The sequence below is a fragment of the Protofrankia sp. Cj5 genome (assembly GCF_917627405.1).
Taxonomy (GTDB): Bacteria; Actinomycetota; Actinomycetes; order Frankiales; family Frankiaceae; genus Protofrankia.
Genome location: NZ_CAKJTO010000024.1, coordinates 36,795 through 52,174, shown reverse-complemented (window position 1 = coordinate 52,174; position 15,380 = coordinate 36,795). Strand labels below are relative to the sequence as shown.

At 64.8% G+C, this 15,380-nt stretch carries 15 protein-coding genes and 3 pseudogenes; 8 read left to right on the top strand and 10 right to left on the bottom strand.

All coding sequences use genetic code 11. The features are described 5' to 3' along the window. From MJ777_RS07835 to MJ777_RS07805, 8 genes and pseudogenes are all read right to left on the bottom strand, one after another. Positions 1-527, bottom strand: a pseudogene (locus tag MJ777_RS07835) (hypothetical protein); the annotation flags it as partial. Between the two features lie 31 nt (positions 528-558). Next, positions 559-1,401: a DUF4062 domain-containing protein gene (locus MJ777_RS07830; protein ID WP_255724010.1), complete on the bottom strand. Its 843-nt coding sequence runs from the start codon at positions 1,399-1,401 to the stop codon at positions 559-561. 6 nt (positions 1,402-1,407) lie between these two features. After that, on the bottom strand, positions 1,408-1,797 hold the full coding sequence (locus tag MJ777_RS07825; RefSeq protein ID WP_239374591.1) for a hypothetical protein: 390 nt from the start codon (positions 1,795-1,797) through the stop codon (positions 1,408-1,410). Positions 1,798-2,544: 747 nt separating this feature from the next. Further along, positions 2,545-2,820 (bottom strand): helix-turn-helix domain-containing protein, encoded by a 276-nt coding sequence (locus MJ777_RS07820; RefSeq protein ID WP_370652671.1) that lies wholly within the window; start codon positions 2,818-2,820, stop codon positions 2,545-2,547. Continuing rightward, a pseudogene (locus MJ777_RS23040) lies at positions 2,797-2,922 on the bottom strand (DNA-binding protein); the annotation flags it as partial. The pseudogene MJ777_RS23040 and the gene MJ777_RS07820, both read right to left, overlap by 24 nt. Positions 2,923-3,164: 242 nt before the next feature. Then, positions 3,165-3,587 carry a type II toxin-antitoxin system VapC family toxin gene (locus MJ777_RS07815; RefSeq protein ID WP_239329768.1) on the bottom strand — a complete coding sequence of 141 codons (423 nt, stop codon included), beginning with the start codon at positions 3,585-3,587 and terminating at the stop codon, positions 3,165-3,167. Beyond that, a complete protein-coding gene (locus MJ777_RS07810; RefSeq protein ID WP_239329801.1) occupies positions 3,584-3,835 on the bottom strand; it encodes a hypothetical protein in 252 nt (83 codons plus the stop codon). Before MJ777_RS07810 ends, MJ777_RS07815 begins: the two co-directional genes overlap by 4 nt. A gap of 895 nt (positions 3,836-4,730) precedes the next feature. Further along, on the bottom strand, positions 4,731-4,913 hold the full coding sequence (locus tag MJ777_RS07805) for a winged helix DNA-binding protein (RefSeq protein WP_239374585.1): 183 nt from the start codon (positions 4,911-4,913) through the stop codon (positions 4,731-4,733). Between the two features lie 133 nt (positions 4,914-5,046). On the opposite strand from MJ777_RS07805, the pseudogene MJ777_RS07800 reads away from it, so the two are divergent. The 3 genes and pseudogenes from MJ777_RS07800 to MJ777_RS07790 all read left to right on the top strand — a co-directional run. Continuing rightward, a pseudogene (locus tag MJ777_RS07800) lies at positions 5,047-5,212 on the top strand (transposase); the annotation flags it as partial. An 857-nt stretch (positions 5,213-6,069) separates the two neighbouring features. Beyond that, a complete protein-coding gene (locus tag MJ777_RS07795) occupies positions 6,070-6,369 on the top strand; it encodes a hypothetical protein (protein ID WP_239329820.1) in 300 nt (99 codons plus the stop codon). Positions 6,370-6,976: 607 nt separating this feature from the next. Then, a complete protein-coding gene (locus tag MJ777_RS07790; protein ID WP_239374582.1) occupies positions 6,977-7,747 on the top strand; it encodes an HdeD family acid-resistance protein in 771 nt (256 codons plus the stop codon). 68 nt (positions 7,748-7,815) lie between these two features. Here the strand turns inward: MJ777_RS07790 and MJ777_RS07785 are convergent, their stop codons facing one another. After that, on the bottom strand, positions 7,816-8,196 hold the full coding sequence (locus MJ777_RS07785) for a DUF202 domain-containing protein (protein WP_239374579.1): 381 nt from the start codon (positions 8,194-8,196) through the stop codon (positions 7,816-7,818). Further along, positions 8,193-8,639 (bottom strand): YidH family protein, encoded by a 447-nt coding sequence (locus MJ777_RS07780; protein WP_239313120.1) that lies wholly within the window; start codon positions 8,637-8,639, stop codon positions 8,193-8,195. Before MJ777_RS07780 ends, MJ777_RS07785 begins: the two co-directional genes overlap by 4 nt. Positions 8,640-8,990: 351 nt before the next feature. On the opposite strand from MJ777_RS07780, the gene MJ777_RS07775 reads away from it, so the two are divergent. From MJ777_RS07775 to MJ777_RS07755, 5 genes are all read left to right on the top strand, one after another. Then, positions 8,991-9,257, top strand: a complete 267-nt coding sequence (locus tag MJ777_RS07775; protein WP_239374576.1) for a hypothetical protein — start codon at positions 8,991-8,993, stop codon at positions 9,255-9,257. A 71-nt stretch (positions 9,258-9,328) separates the two neighbouring features. After that, a complete protein-coding gene (locus MJ777_RS07770; RefSeq protein ID WP_239313114.1) occupies positions 9,329-10,402 on the top strand; it encodes a cellulase family glycosylhydrolase in 1,074 nt (357 codons plus the stop codon). A 123-nt stretch (positions 10,403-10,525) separates the two neighbouring features. Next, positions 10,526-12,013, top strand: a complete 1,488-nt coding sequence (locus tag MJ777_RS07765; RefSeq protein WP_239313116.1) for a glycosyltransferase family 2 protein — start codon at positions 10,526-10,528, stop codon at positions 12,011-12,013. Then, complete coding sequence (locus MJ777_RS07760) at positions 12,010-13,173, top strand: hypothetical protein (RefSeq protein ID WP_239374573.1); 1,164 nt, start codon at positions 12,010-12,012, stop codon at positions 13,171-13,173. Before MJ777_RS07765 ends, MJ777_RS07760 begins: the two co-directional genes overlap by 4 nt. 29 nt (positions 13,174-13,202) lie before the next feature. Further along, a complete protein-coding gene (locus MJ777_RS07755) occupies positions 13,203-15,251 on the top strand; it encodes an SGNH hydrolase domain-containing protein (RefSeq protein WP_239374570.1) in 2,049 nt (682 codons plus the stop codon). The last annotated feature ends 129 nt before the right edge of the window (positions 15,252-15,380 follow it).

Sequence of the window (15,380 nt, the reverse complement as noted above, 5' to 3'; positions counted from 1 at the left end):
CCTCCTAGATCTTCCTGTCCCGCTGTGAGCTCAGCGAGGCGCTCATAGGAGACCGAAAGATCACGCTGAGACTGGCTGTTCGACGGGTCCGCCTCGGCCAGCCGCCGACGGAAAAAAAGTACGCGCTCTTCAAGTGCGCACGCCCCCAGCATGTCTCCAATGTTGACAAGCGACACAGTTAGCTTCTCCGAAACCCGAAGAGAAACAGGACTGTCGATCGTGAGGTGACTGGCAGATTGACGAAATGCGCTAGCGGCATGCTCTATATCATCCAGGTTGCCGGTGACCACAAAACGACGGTAAAATGCCGATCCAAGATTTAAGAATAGTATGGCACTGTTTATACTGCCAGAGTCAAGCAGTACAGTCGCTTTTTCAAATAGAAGCACAGCCCTATCTATATCGGCCACATTGTTAGTCGCAGCAAAACGACGGTAAGCGTCAACCCCTGAACGACCCAATGATAGTAGCCAATCTGCGGTACCACTGGAACGGGTTCCGATTTGGTCGCCCTTCAACAATTCCATGAGCTCAGTCTCTAGCTGCTCCTCTCGATTATCACCCACTCGTTCCACCTTCTTCTCTAAACTCTCGCGCCAGCCACCGTCCGGCAAACTCTTGATCGGCGAAGTCTACTGTATGGGTTACTGTGCCGTCTGGCGCTACGGTCTTGGTGTATCGAACACCGGACCCAGCGGTAGATTCATCCGAAAAGGATCTCTCTGTAGACTGAGCGCCTTCGGTAGACCTGCGCTCTGTTTCCGGTTGCGACCTGCGCTTAAGCTCTGTCAATGCCTGGTAAGCGAGATTCTCAAGTTCCGCTGCCGCGGAAAACGTTGCAACAATTAAGCCCGAATCTTTTAGGCGTGCACGAAACGCGATCTGCCGTTCGCCATATGCATTGTCATGGAAGAGGCGATACGGTACCTGGGCATCTTCGTCAAGCATAAAGATTAGACGAGGAATTCCGACTTGGCTCGCAGTATTGAATTCTAATTCAGTATATGAAAGTTGCGGTTGTTCGCATACAGGTGAGCCGTAGCGGAAACCAACAATAGCTAGGTAAACTTCACAATTCTTGACTCGTTCAACGCAATAGTTAGCCGGCAACGAGTCTTGGGCGGTAAAGTACTCCATATCAACCACGGCGTCACCCGCCCGCGATACACCACGCTCCACAGCTGTCACAAAAGAATAACCGGTTGGGAACTTACGTAGTTCCCCGGTGTGGCTCAGAAAGACCCGTCGAGCGCCCCCTGACACGGCACTAGGACCCGGCGGGGGCGGCGCATACTGCACGTCCACATAGGTGTAGGTCGTCGTGACCGGAGCGGAGGTGTCTCCGCCTACGTAGACCGCTCCGGATCCCACTGAGGACGGCTCGTCGCGCCGTCGTGGCATCCCTACCTACCGTTCCTCGACGTCCCTGACCCGGGTACGGATCTGCCCGCCCGAATCCCCGTCCACCACGACCGCACCAGGACCCATCACTTCACCCGACCCCGCCGACGCGCCCGTCGCCCGCCGCACCCCAGACACGTCCGTCGTGATCGGAGCCGTCGATGACCCGCCCACATAGGCCGAACCCGCCCCCATCCGCCGCCCCACCCGGCCCCCCTCCGACACGGTCAGCCACACCTGCAACGCGACCAGCAGCACGACGAGCACACCGAAGCCCGACAACCACGGCACACTCGGCTGATCCGTTACCACGTTGGTCGCTACACCGGTGGCGACCCCTACCACCGCCGACACGCCTGCGGCCACCGTCCGCCAGCCCCACCCTGGCCAGCTCACCACAACCACCCCCGTATCAGTGCATGGTGGCAATAAGACTACGGGAACGACCCGGGCGGCCCGCCCCAACCCCCGCAGGTCGGCGAAACCGGACGTCCACGGACACCGGTGGACGGCCGGAATTAGGCGATCCCTGCAAGATAAGGGGTGATTCGTGCCTACGGATCAGATGGTTGGTGGTTGCGGGCACGGGGTCGACATGCCGCCGAACGTAGGCAACGATCTTGTTCCGTGCCATTCGCGTGCCAGTAGCAACGGTCAGCATGTGCTCCGATCGGTGTCCTGCGGCGAGAACCGGACTACCGCTGACCTGGGCGGGGCACTTGGGCGCAGGTCAGCGGCAGCCGCGGCACAGGTTTCCCAAGCTTGCAACGCGGGTTCGATTCCCGTCGCCCGCTCCATCCCCTTCCGCCCCTGGTCAGAGCCGCCTTCCGACCAGGGGCAAAGATCTTTCTAGAAGATCACGATCGGGCCATGGGCCATCCACGGGCCATTAGGCCGCCTCGATGCTCGCCGCGGCCTGAGCTCCTCGTGGCCTGATGGCCGCGCACCAGGGGCCACGCGGATCCGGGCACGCATCCGCGTACCGCTCGTCTACAGAAGGGCCGGCTGACAGCCACACCCGAACCGCCGCCTTCCCGCGCGCCAGCGGCCAAGTGCCCTGGTGGGCGTGAGCCTGCCCACCTCACGTTGAGTTTTCCAGTCAGCCCGTGCCAGCAGATCCAGGCCACCGGTCATCACTGTCGCTCATGCGATCGCGGCGATATCCCCGTCATCGAAGTAGATCGCCTGGTGCAGCCGGCCGCCAAGCGCAGCGGCGTAGCGAGCAACCGCATCCTGACCGGACAGCGAACCCTGCTCGATCTGCGAAATCCGTCCCTTGGTCACACCCATCCGCTCCGCGACCTGCGCCTGCGTCAGACCCCGCTCCCGGCGCACCTCAGCAAGCCGATGACCCACCGCGACCGCGAGGAGCTCTTGGCGGCCGGCAGCAACCGCGTCTTCCCCGCCGCGTTCCACCAGGTAGGTCTTGTAGCGCTGCTCCGCAAGCGGGATCGCTTCGGCGTACCAGGCGTTCCACTGCCCTGCATTGTCCCCGGCAACAAGCAGGACACTCGAACGCCACCCGATTTGTCCCGGTGTACCCGTTGCTGGACCCAAGCCGGCGGACGTCGGCGGACAAGCGCGAATACCGGCGGACGGTGCGCCCAGGTCAGGTCGACACGGTGGACGTCCATGGGCATCGGCAGACAAACCGCTCTTTTCTCTTAGTCCACTGGTAGACGGTCGCCCCGCGCAGCCGCTGAAGCACCCGAAATCTTTATAGGCCGACCAGCGCACGGCCCCACCGGAACGATCCCGAGCTGCTACGGCACGAGCGTGAACGCTTCCACATGCTGGGGCCGGACCACTGAGAAGTGCCTCCGGTCGAGCGTCGCCACCTGGCGAACACCGAGCCGCTCGGCAAGGGTAATCACCGCAGCGTCGACCACACCCAACGGGAAGTCCGCATACCGGCGCACGAACTCGGCCATCCGCCGGACGTCAGCCTGAGTGATCTCGACAAGCTCAAGTTCCCCAGCGGAAACCAGTTCGAGAAAATCTGCCTCGGCTTCGGGGCCGCGGAACTTCTCGACCAGCCAGCAGACCTCCACGACGACCGGAGAGGGCACCAGCAGCCTGCCCTTCCCACGCGCGAGTTTCCCCAGCAACTCGGAGCACACCACATGATTCTTGTCGGACCGGTCAGCCGCGGCAACCAGAGGCCCCGTATCGAGAAGCGTATTCATCCAGGAAAGCTCAAGCCTTCCCGGATGATTTCATTGTGCCGCTCCGACAAATCACCACGCCCGGACTCCATACTCCCGATGAACGACAGGAGCCCTTGCCGGACCGGGGTATCCTCCCTTTCTTCCGCCCCCACCAGCGGCGAGAGCTCCGGGTCGGACTCGACCAGCACACGCAGATGCCGCACCTGGGCCAGTGAAAGCCTGTCCACCAGGTGGTGCATATCCTCGTAGTCGTACGCTGCGGTCACGCACCCAGTCTACCGGCGACAACCGGACACCGTCCCCGTCACAACAGCACACACGCTCTTCCACTCGTGCCGACGCGGTCCGGAGAGCGCTGGTCGGTTCGGCACCGTGGCTGCGCCGCGCGGGACGCCTGGTCGCCTGGTCGGGAAGCTCCTCACGTTCCGTTACCTGCGTCCAAAGCGGTTCCGAACTGTAGTTGTACTGAGTCGGAAGTAGCCCGATGTTGTCGGACAACCAAGCCCCCTGTCGTGTTCCATCCTGTCCCGGGTGGCCCCGCCAGGGGCCATGACGGACTGCAACGGGGATGGACATCCGTAGACATCGGTGGATGGTCCCGAGGCTGCGGCCTGCACTGCTGGATGTCAGTAGACATCCGCCAGGGTCTTGGAGCAGGTCTCGGACCAGGACCAGGACCAGGACTTGTGGCTGGTCTCGGATCTGCTTGGGTGCGATGCGCTCGGCCTCCAGAAGCGCGGCGATGGCGCCCCCGCGGTCGCGGCGCTGGGCGTGCGCACGGGCCACGTCCACCAGCGCGAACAGCGCGCGGTCCGCGGCGGGCCAGGCCCCTCGATGTCACCGATCCTCTTCCTGCGGGCGCGAGTCACGAGTCCAGCGATCTTTCCACGGGTCGCACTCCCACGACCGTCTCGCATTTTTGGTACGTACCGGCCGCACTGGGTTGACCGATCGACGTGGCACTACCGCGCTGGGCAGGCGGGCCGGTAGAACCCGGTAGTTCGCGACGCTCCGTAGTTCTGTCCATGTTGATTCGCCGCGGGAGCTTCAGTTCTGTGCAGCTCCTCATCCAGCAGATCCGGGACTACGTCATCCGACGTTGGTCCACCACGTCGTAGCGGCCCTTGATCAGGCCGGCCGGCAACCGAAGCGGTGTGGAACTCATACCGGTGGGTTCGCGAGGCGGTATGCGGCATTAGGGTCGCTGTAGGCCGCGGTCGTTCTGGTGACCAGTCCCTCGGTGATCAGCTTGGTCAGCTCGTAGCTGACCTGCCGGTCGCCCAAGGAAAGGCGAGCGGCGATCTCCGCGCGGGTTAGGGGTGACTCGACGGTGAGGAGTTCCATCACACGTTGTTTACGTGTGATGGATTTATGATTATCCCTGTTGTGGTTGATCCTGATTTGTTGGTGGCGTGGCTCGATGATGTTGGACGGGTTCACTCTTGGACGGACACTCCGGCTGGGTAGGTCGCCGTGTATGGCACAGACGCAACTGACAGACCAGGAGTGGGAGTCCATCGAGCCCTAACCTGCCGATCGGCAGGTTAGGGCCGTACCCGCGGCGGCTGCGGGCACAGTTCGAGGGAGCGGTCTGGCGGTTCCGGACAGGCGGACAGCGGCGAGAGATGCCGAGGGAGTTCGGTGCCTGACCGACAGTGACAAGACCTCGGGCGGCTATCTTGCTGGCCTTTAGAGCGCCCGGCAACAGGGGGCGTGTCGCGGGGTTGGGGCACGCACCTCGCGTCATCGCTCCCCGTCCATCGCTCCCCGTCCATCGCCGCGCGATGCACGGGTACCCCGGCTCATCAGTCGCCACCCACCACCTCCGGTGCCTGCCTCCGCCGCCTCGCGATGCACGCACCCCAGCCCCGCTCCTTGATCCACTCCGCTATTGCCGGGCGCTCTTATCTGCGCGCCTCGATGATTTGGATCAAGGAGTTCGCGCGGGACCCCACTTTGATCCTTTGATCACGGTCAGATGCGTGCTCTAAACGGATAGAACTCATCCGTATCGGTTCGGCCTGCCGTCTTGCCAGGAATCATCTGGACGTGACTCGCCGTCCGAGCCAAAAATTCGGAACAGGCCGTGAAAGAAATGTAAAAGATTTTACGTATGTTGATATATCGGAGCGCGGCGAAAATTGGACTGGCGGTGAATGTTGCTTAAACAATCTGGCTGTTTTTACAAGATTTTTAACGGTTTTTCGATTGCTGGAAATTTGATGATCAAAATCATTTGACTAAGATTTATGAATGAAATTCAAAGTGTCGTGAAGCTGTCGCCGAGAGTGCCCGGAATGACTGAAAAATAGAAGCTGGAGCGGGCCGTCATCCAAGATCGTGTTGCGTAAACAGTTAGCGGAATCGCGGCATCGGGTGGGTGCGTACCGCGCATCGTCACAGTGTAGTCCAAGTCATATCCAGAAACGGGAGGACTCCTCGATGAGGTCGAGCTGGACAACATGAGCTCCGGAGACGGCACCGCCGGAGGAGAAGGGCAATGAGTAATGGGAGCCTGCTCAACCCCGACCGCAAGTGGTGGACTCGCACACCTGAGCGGATCGCCGCCGCCAAGGTCACTACGATGCGGCAAGCTCGCGAGGAAGCGAGCTACGCCTGCCACGAGGCGTGTGCGGCATACCGCCAGAAGATTGCGGACGAGGTGGCTGCCATTCGGGAGGAAGAATACCAGGGGTGGCTGCCCCTGCTGCGACACTGGCGGCTGCCCTACTACGTGGCCATAGCAATTCCGGACCGGGTGTGGGACCGGTATGAGCGCGAGGTCGCAGGCAATGCTTGACGTTGGCGTGCTTGACGTTGGCGTGCCGGCGTAAAGACTCAGGCTGGTTGCGGAGCGGAGTTTCATTGAGCCCGGGACGTGCTGTGGAAGGTTGCCGGCGGCGGTTATGCGGGCTATCGGGAAGCCTGCGCAAGGGTGACGGGCGCCTGCCCCACGGTACATCCGGCCTCATGCGGTCATATCCAGCTGTATATGGCCACATACGCGCCGTCGTCTTGCCGGCGGCTTCCGCGGCTGGCAAGACGACGGCCTTCCCGCCGCGGTCGACGGAGATTGCGCTGTCGGCCGGCAGGTCTGGCGGGCTGCCCTCCGTCCGGCGGCGGTTGTGGGCACAGGCTGGTTGTGGGCACGGACTCTTCATGATTTTTTGTCGCGACAGGCATGAGATGCCCGGACAAGGGCATCACGGCGCGTGGGCCACGAAAGGGTGATGAGTTCCGGGCCAGTCGACCCGTCGTCCGCCGCGCGTACCTGGGTGTAAATGGGTTATATAAGGACGGAAGTGACCCCGCGGCGGACGACAGCGGGGGCGACGAACGGCGAGCAAGGCCGCAGTGCCGTTCGTCGCCCACCGGTATCGGCCAGACCGGACGATGGGAGAGATGTCGTGAGCGCCGCAACAGCACCGGCTCACCGGGACGGCGAACGCGCTGGAGCCGTTTCATGGTGGTTTGTTCTGGCTGTGGGGATCGCCTGGTCTTTGTTCGCCCTGGCGATACTTCAGTTCGAGCTGACAACCGAACGGTCCATCGCGGTATTGCTCGGTGTCGTCCTGTTTGTCAGTGTGGCGAGCGAGCTGCTCGCCACGACCGCGACGGCACGGGGCTGGCGTTGGTCGCACGCCCTGCTCGCGGTGCTTTTTGCCGCTGGTGGTGTGGTCGCGCTGGTTTGGCCTGATCCGACCTTCGCGGTAGTGGCTCGAATCGTGGCCTGGTATCTGCTGGGCAAGGGAATCTTCGATGTCGTGAACGCTTTCGTCGCGCGCCGTGCCGAGCTCCGCGGTGCCGATTTTCGACATTCCGATCTTCGCGCCGCGGACAGTCCTGGGGCGGAAGTCGCGGACCTTCGTGGGGCCGCGCAGTGGTGGATGCCGCTGATTGTCGGCATGTTCGAGATCGGGGTCGCTTTCTGGGCTGTCGGCTACCCGAAGAGCTCCCTTACCCTGCTGGTTCTCTGGGTTGCTCTTGCGGCTCTGGCTACCGGATTGACGAAGATCTGCATGGCGGCCCGGATGCGGGGCGCCCGACGTGATCTTGCTACTGTGGACATGTTTCTCTCTACCGGCTTCGGCGTCCCCGCGGTCACCGAAGCCACCCGCACCCACGCGCGTACCGAGGCGACGGCAGGTGAGGGGCATGGCCAGCGGCGTTTCACCTGATGGCACTGGCACCTCGGAACACCTGAACACCTGAACACCTTGACGGCACGCTGGTGCCCGAAAGGCCGCTAAAAAGCACCTGCCAGCAGGATGAGGAACCCCCCGACGGCGACCAGGGTCGCGACGGCGGCCAGCGCGGCAACGGCTGTGGGTGCCGACATGCCGTCGGCGCCCGTCAGCGCCGCGGTGGCCGCCTGCCGGTAGCGCAGGAGCCCACGCAGCATGATCAATGCTCCGGTGGCCAGCCCGAGAATCCCGGGTAGTACGACAGCCAGGTGGCTCAGCTGTTCCAGATGCTTCGGATGGCCCACGTGACCGCTCTCGTGCACGAGGAACACGCCGACGGCGGCGAAGGACAGGCCGGTGCGCTGCCAAGCGAGGTAGGTGCGCTCGCTCTGCAGCCCCGGGTCGGGGATCTCGCTGGGGTGCCCGAGTCTGGGCCTGGTCACCGGGCGTCACCTCCTGAGTTGTACAAGAGGGACGCCAGAACGATCAGGCTTACTACTGTGATCACGATACCGAGCAGGCGGGGAAACGGGGACGGAGGCAGCGGCTGCCCGAGCCGCAGGGCGCGCTCCACCTCCGCCCAGTGCCGGTAGCTGGTCGCGGAGAGCACAATGCTTGTGACGACGAGCGTGATGCCGAGGACGCGGCGGCTGCCCGGGAAGCCGAAGTCCGGCACGACCTGCACGACCGCGATACCGCCCGCCAGCAGCGCCAGCGCGGTGCGGATCCAGGCGAGAAACGTCCGCTCGTTGGCCAGGGTGAAACGGTAGTCCGGCTCGGAGCCGATCCGGCGGATGTCAGCGGCGTTCGGCCACTGCCGGCGCCAGCGCAACCGCCACGGCTGGTGACCGTCGGAGCGTGCCTGCGCGGAGGTGCGCCCAGTCATTCTCACGAAGGTGACTCCGCGGCACACCCGTCGGGGGTCCGCGGGCGGCCACCCTGACGATCGTCCACCATGGTTTTCGTCCCCGTTCCGGTGCCGTCGGAGAGGTCATCGATGTCGTCAGCCAATGTCCGTCCAGCTCCGAAGAGCATGGCCGACGCCGCCCGGCTGAGGCTGGTGCCAGCGGATCCGATGCCGCTGTCCCTCCATGGAAGTCTGCGGTTTCCCGAGGCCGTCCGCATCCTTTATGGACCGTGGCCAGCGGCACCAGCCCGCCACCGGCCACGGTTGCCGTATGGCCACCCTGACCCTGCCGGGCATCTCTGGCCTCTCATCCGTGCGGCGGGAACCGCCGTGGCCGGCCGTACCGTCGGAATCATCGGACCTGACCGCATCGGTGGCGGCGAATGGCGGCGCCTCGATGCCTTCGAGGTCGGCTTTGAGGCCGGCGACGCCGTTGAGGCTGGCAACGCCTTCGAGGCCGGCGGGCGTATCCCCACCCGGATCAGGTGCGCATGGACCTGCGCTCACGGCACCGGCACCGGCACCGCGCCGGGGCCAGCTGGGACCACCCTCCTGGCACAATCTCAGGAAGCTACAAAGGGCGATGGCGGATGGTGACGGGCCATGACGGACCGTCTTCGCGATCAGGACCTCCGCCCGGCGGATACGCCCCCCGTGCCTTCGTCACCGTGAGCCGCGGTGGTTTCGCCATCGGTGGCCGGCGGTTCCGGTTTGCCGGCACCAACAACTACTATCTCCACTACAAGAACCATCACATGGCTGACAGCGTGCTCACGGACGCCAGCTTGATCGGGCTGCGGGTGGTGCGCTGCTGGGGTTTCCTCGATGGCGCTCCCGCCGACGGCACCGTGCTACAGCCGGCGCCCTTCAGCTATGACGAGGATGGTTTCGAGCCCTTGGACCACGCCGTCTTCAGGGCTGGTCAGCTTGGGCTTCGCCTGGTGATCGTGCTGACGAACAACTGGCCTGACTTTGGCGGGATCCCGCAGTACGCCACCTGGTTCTCCGCCGAGCATGACGACTTCTTCCGGCGCCGTGACATCAAGAACTGCTATCGGAGCTGGGTACGACATGTGATCGGCCGGCGGAACCGGTACACCGGGATGCGGTACTGTTCCGATCCGACGATCATGACATGGGAGCTGGCCAACGAGCCCCGCTGCCCGTCCGACACATCCGGTGACACATTGCTCGCCTGGGCGGATGAGATGAGCCGTTACGTCAAGGAGCTGGCTCCCCACCAGCTGGTCGCGGTCGGTGATGAGGGCTTCTATGGCCGTGCCCATGAGCCGTGCTACCCATATTCCGATCACGATGGTGTGGTCTGGCAGCGGCTCATCGCGTTGCCCGCGGTCGACTACGGCACGTTTCACCTTTATCCCCAGCAGTGGGGAGATATGCCCCCCGAATGGGGCATCCGGTGGATTTATGACCATATCCGTGACGCTCGTACGGCGAAGAAGCCGGCGGTGCTCGAGGAGTTCGGATGGAGAGCCGACGAGACCGCCCGTGACGCGATCTATCGGGCCTGGACGGACGCGGTTGAGCGGTTCGACGGCGACGGAGACCACTTCTGGCTCCTTACCGGCCGTAATGCGGACGATACACAATATTCTGACTATGATGGTCTTCGGGTGGTCTATCCGTCAACTACCGCAACACTTCTTGCGGGCCACGCCGGACGAATGTGTCCGTCGGTTGGGCATTTTGGACATGGTTCGGCTGGGGGTCATCCCCGGTAACGGGGTGCCAGGACGACTACCGCGACGGCTGTTCACGGCTGGGGTGGAGGCCAATCCGGCGTGTCCGGCCTAAGGGGCGTATTCTCCAAAGACCGTGATTGGTCTCACGTCCGGGGGAGCCAGGTGACGACAATTGATCAGCTGGCCATGTACCGGGAATCCCCGTTATGGACGCACCCCGCCGAGCCCGAAACGGCTCCGCTGGTCCGGCCACGGGAGCGGCAAGGGACATGGCGGCCTGGTTTCGGTGTGTTCCTGTTCGTCTTTTTGATCTTTTCTGTCTTCGGCTGGTGGACCTGGGAACGCGACCCCGCTTTCGGTTTCCTCGGTGGCGTCGCCACTGTGGTCTGGACGTTGCCCGTCACAGGCACCATCCTGGGCCTGTCAGGCGGCCTGCTGGCGATGGCCCGGATCCGGCGGGACCGCGGACTGCCGCCCACCGCGGCCCTGGTGCACGATCTGCTGGTGGTGGTCGTCCCCACCATCGGCCGGCATGACACCTATCCAGCGCTGGCCCGGGTGGTCAGCTCGTTCTGCCGCTATCTGCCGGCCTACTTCCCGAACCTGCGCGTGGACGTGGTCATCGAGGAGGGCTGCGAGGCCCGCGAACAGATCGTCACGATGGCCGCGGGAAGCCGGTGGATCCGTATTGTCACCGTGCCGCGTGATTACCGCACGCCCAACGGGACCCGTTTCAAAGCCCGAGCAAATCACTACGTCAACGAGCTCCGCGGCGCCGAGGGCGAGGCCCGTAGCGACGTGTGGGTGCTGCACATGGATGACGACACCGGCGTCGGCCCCGACACCGCCGAGGCGGTGGCCCGCTTCATCAACGCACAGTGGCTGGCCGGGGAGAACGCGCGGCATCTCGCCCAAGGCGTTCTCAGCTACCCGCGGGAACACGCGGTGAACCCGCTGCTGTGGCTGGCTGACGCCGTTCGCCCCGGTTGCGACATCAGTATGTTCGCGGCCACCACCGGCCGTGGTATGCCGCGCGCCGGGCTCCACGGGGAACTGCTACTGGTGCGAGCCTCGGTCGAGGCCGAGATCGGTTGGGACTTCGGCCCGCAGTCCATTGTCGAGGACGCTGAATTCGCGTTGCGTTTCTGCGATCGGTATCCCCGGCGCAGCGACTGGTTCCCCGGCCGTTCCTACGGTGCCTCACCGGCGACTGTCGCCGACTTCATTCGCCAGCGCGAACGTTGGGCCTGGGGCTTGTTCATGCTTTCGGCCAAGCGCACCATCCCGCTGCGCCGCCGGTTACTCTTACTGCACAATGTGGTGATATGGGCCTCCGGGCCTATTCAGCATCTTGGTTTGATCATATTGGTCGGTGCTCTTCTCGGTGACACCGACACCTCGCCGGCCAGCGCTGTGGTCCTGCCGATATGGGCACTGAACATGGCTTACAGCGTCTGGTTGTACTGGGAGGGAATGAAGATCAACGCGCTGGCCTCCGAGCGGCTCCGGCGGCTGCGGTGGGAGCTTCCCTGCCTGCTGTTCCTCATACCGGTGTTCTCCCTGCTGGAGGCGGTGGCGGTATTCCGGGGGCTGGTGCGTTTTCTGCGCAACGGCGAATCAACCTTCACTGTGATCGCGAAGCCGATGTGACCGTCGCTGGTAAGGCGCGCTCGGCGGGAGCGCTGCTTGTCATATTGCTCGGGCTCACCGCGGTGCCTGGCTGCGCATCCGCACCGGCCGATCGTACGCCCTCGTTCCGGCCGGCCGGCCAGGAGCGCACGGCCGGGAACACGGGCGTTCCAGCCGCCGCCCCGGGGCCTCGGATCTCCTTTCCCTGGCGGCCAGGCCGGCCTGAGCTCGGCGTGCAGGTTTATTGGGACGATAATCCCGATGAATCCGCGCAGATGATCGCCTTCAAGGCGCAGCGGGTCACCGACTACGTCGTCGACCTGGATGCCAACGCGATAAGCGTGTCCTTTCCCTTCTTCACGGACACGGTCCGCTCCAGCACGGTGCACGGCGCCCGGGGCACGCCGGCACCGGAACGGCTCGGTATTCTTCTGGACGAGGCGGCGCGGGCGGGGCTACGGGTCACCCTGCGCCCGACCCTCGATGAGAAGTCGCTGGTCGCGGCCAACCCGCGGGATTGGCGGGGTACGCTCAACCCGGTCAGCAGGGATGCCTGGTTCGCCTCCTACCGCGGTTTTCTCGCGCCTTACCTGGCTCTTGCTGAACAACACCACATCAACGCGGTTGTACTCGGCACCGAACTCAACTCACTGGAGGGTGACCCGCGCTGGGAGAAGTTGGCCGCCTATACCCGGACGGTGTTCACCGGCGAGATCGGCTACGCATTCAACTGGGACGTCTTCACGCACACCCGTGCCCGGATGCCGGTGGATCGCGTTGGTGTGGACGCCTACCCGGAGCTTCCGTTGGGTGACACCGCTTCGGTGGCCGAGCTGACCACCGCCTGGGACAGCTGGCTGGGTCAACGGGCGCCGGGCCCCATGCCGCAGGTGATGCTGTATGAGGTGGGGGCCGCCGCGCAGGCCGGCATCTACCGGCATCCGGCCAATCCGCAGATCGACGGTACGCCGGCGGTTCCGGAACTCCAGCAGCGCTGGTTCATCGCGGCCTGCCGGGTGGCGCGGGCGCGGGCCTTGGCCGGTCTCTACTGGTGGCGGGTGGATTTCCATATTGATCCGGCAGCGGTCGACTCGTCCCGGGATCGCCATGAGTCGTTCATCGGCCGCCCGGCCGAGCAGGCGATCCGGGACTGTTTCTCGGCCTGGGGGGAGGGGCACTGAGCACTTTCCCGTCCCGCGCGGTGACGGGCGTGTCCGGGCTGGCCGTGCTTGCGGTGATGCTACAGAGCTCCGGGGGCTTCCGGGCGGAATTACTCGGCGCCGATCTGGTCCTGGCCTGCTCCGGTTACCTGGCGACCCGGGCTCTCCTGACAGCCGCATACTCTCGGCCGGACGGCCGGATTCCGCTGGCTGACTGGTATCGCGATCACTTCAAGCACCGTGTCCCGCTCGCCCTGTTCGCCTTGGCCGTCACGCTCGGGCTGGCCGCGTTGCTCAGCCCGCCGGAGCAGGCCCGGCGGCTCGCGATGGCGGCGGTCGCTGGACTGGCACACCTCGGGAACTGGTTTGATCTTTTCGTGGTGCGGGACGGAATCATCGCCTCGCGCGGTGACTGGTACGCGGACCGCCCCGGCCAGATCGATCCGTTGGGCGTTCTGTGGCTGCTGGGGCTGATCGAACAGCTCGCGCTGCTATGGCCGTTGCTGTTGGGCTGTCTATGGTGGTTCACCCGGTGGATGGGTAGGCGGTTCACCAGGACTGATGACAGGACCGACGACACGGGACGCGCGGCGTGGCTGACCGTGATGCTCTGTCTGTTGCTGGCCGCCGCGGCCTGTCTGGTTGGTCCGGTGCGGGCCGCTTCCGGAGCGGATCTCGCGGAACTGGCTTTGGGCAGCCATGTCCGGGCAGCCGAATGGCTGCTGGGCGCCGCCGCGGCCGGGTTGGTAGCGGCGGCGAGGCCGCCGGCTGAATCGGTCGCCGCGGGCGACGCCCAGCGGGCTGCCGGCGTCTGGTGGGTCACGATCGCCGGGCTGGCCGGATTGACCGTGCTGGTCATCAGCGGGATGATCGCTACCGCTCACCCCGCTGCCTGGCTGCGCGGGGCGGGGCCGGCGACCAGCGCCGGCGGCGCCGCACTCCTGTTGGCGAGCGTCGATCGCCAGATCACAGCGTTCCGTCACGGTCCGATCGAGTGGCTGCTCAGCCGTGGGGGACCGGTGGAACTGGGCCGGATGGCCTATCCGCTCCTGTTGCTGCATCTTCCTGCGTTCTGGCTGCTGAGGCAGGCCTTCACGGATGCGCGGCCGGAGGCGTTGCTCGTTGTCGGGGGTGGGTTCGTGTGGTTCGTCGGCCTGCTGCTACAGGATGGGCTGGTCGGACGGTTGCGGACCCGTCGTTGGCGGGTGCGATGGGCCGCCCCAGCGCTGCTGCTGGCGTACGCGGCTGTCGCGGCCAGTGGAAGCTGGCTGTCCGCCGCGGTCGACAGACGGCCGGACCCCGGGAAAGAGCCGGTGTTGTTGGCGCTGGGCGGTTCGTTCGCCAGCGACCTGGCCCTTGCGCTTGGCCGGCACGGCGATGGCCGCTACTCGGTGGTGGACGGCTCGCTGCCCGGGTGCGGGCTGTATCCGGTGGCGCCGCCGTCGGTCCCGCTTGCCCGTGTCACTGCCGCCGCGCAGCTGCCGCCGCCGGTGCCCGCCCGCTCGGCGGCATGCGTGAACTGGCCGGAGCAGTGGCGGACGCGTATCACCCAAAGCCGTCCGGATGTGCTGATGGTAGATCTCAGCACGGACGCGGACGCGCGCCTGTATCGCGGCTCGGTGATTTCTCCCTGCGACGCGGAGTACCGGCAGCTGTACCGCAAACAGCTCGACCAGGCAGCCCAGGTATGGGCGCAGGCGGCCCCGGGCCGGCCGGTCCTGCTGGCCGACACCCGCGATGTCACGGGCGAGGCTGATCCGCGGTCGAGCCGCTGTTTCAATGCATTGATCACCGAAGCCGCCGCCCGGTATCCGCAGGTGCTGTTGTTGGATGTGGACGCCGCGCTGTGCCAGGCCGAGCACTGCTGGACTCGCACATCCACCGGCAAGCCGCTCTATTTCGATGCCGTCCACCTCACCCCCGCGGGAATGCACAGCCTCGCGCCATGGCTGGCGGCGGCGGTCGGCAAGGCGCTGGGTCCGGGCCCGGCTCCAACGCCGGGCACGGGAACGGGGACGGGGATCACGGACACCGTGAGCGTCGGCGGTCCGGTCAGCCGTCCCGGCCCGGTCAATGATCGTCCGGTAGCGGGACGATGATGGCACTGACCGCGCGAACCTGTGTTTAAGGGCGTCCGGCAATAGGATAATGGATCAAGAAACGGGGTTGGGGCGCGTGCATCGAATCTTTGTCGGGACTTGTGACTAGCCCGTAATGTTCTGTCTGGA

Coding starts and splice junctions, on each gene's coding strand:
- MJ777_RS07830 (WP_255724010.1), bottom strand. CDS start 1,401: ATGCCACGACGGCGCGACGAGCCGTCCTCAGTGGGATCCGGAGCGGTC.
- MJ777_RS07815 (WP_239329768.1), bottom strand. CDS start 3,587: ATGAATACGCTTCTCGATACGGGGCCTCTGGTTGCCGCGGCTGACCGG.
- MJ777_RS07805 (WP_239374585.1), bottom strand. CDS start 4,913: ATGGAACTCCTCACCGTCGAGTCACCCCTAACCCGCGCGGAGATCGCC.
- MJ777_RS07795 (WP_239329820.1), top strand. CDS start 6,070: ATGAGTAATGGGAGCCTGCTCAACCCCGACCGCAAGTGGTGGACTCGC.
- MJ777_RS07780 (WP_239313120.1), bottom strand. CDS start 8,639: ATGACTGGGCGCACCTCCGCGCAGGCACGCTCCGACGGTCACCAGCCG.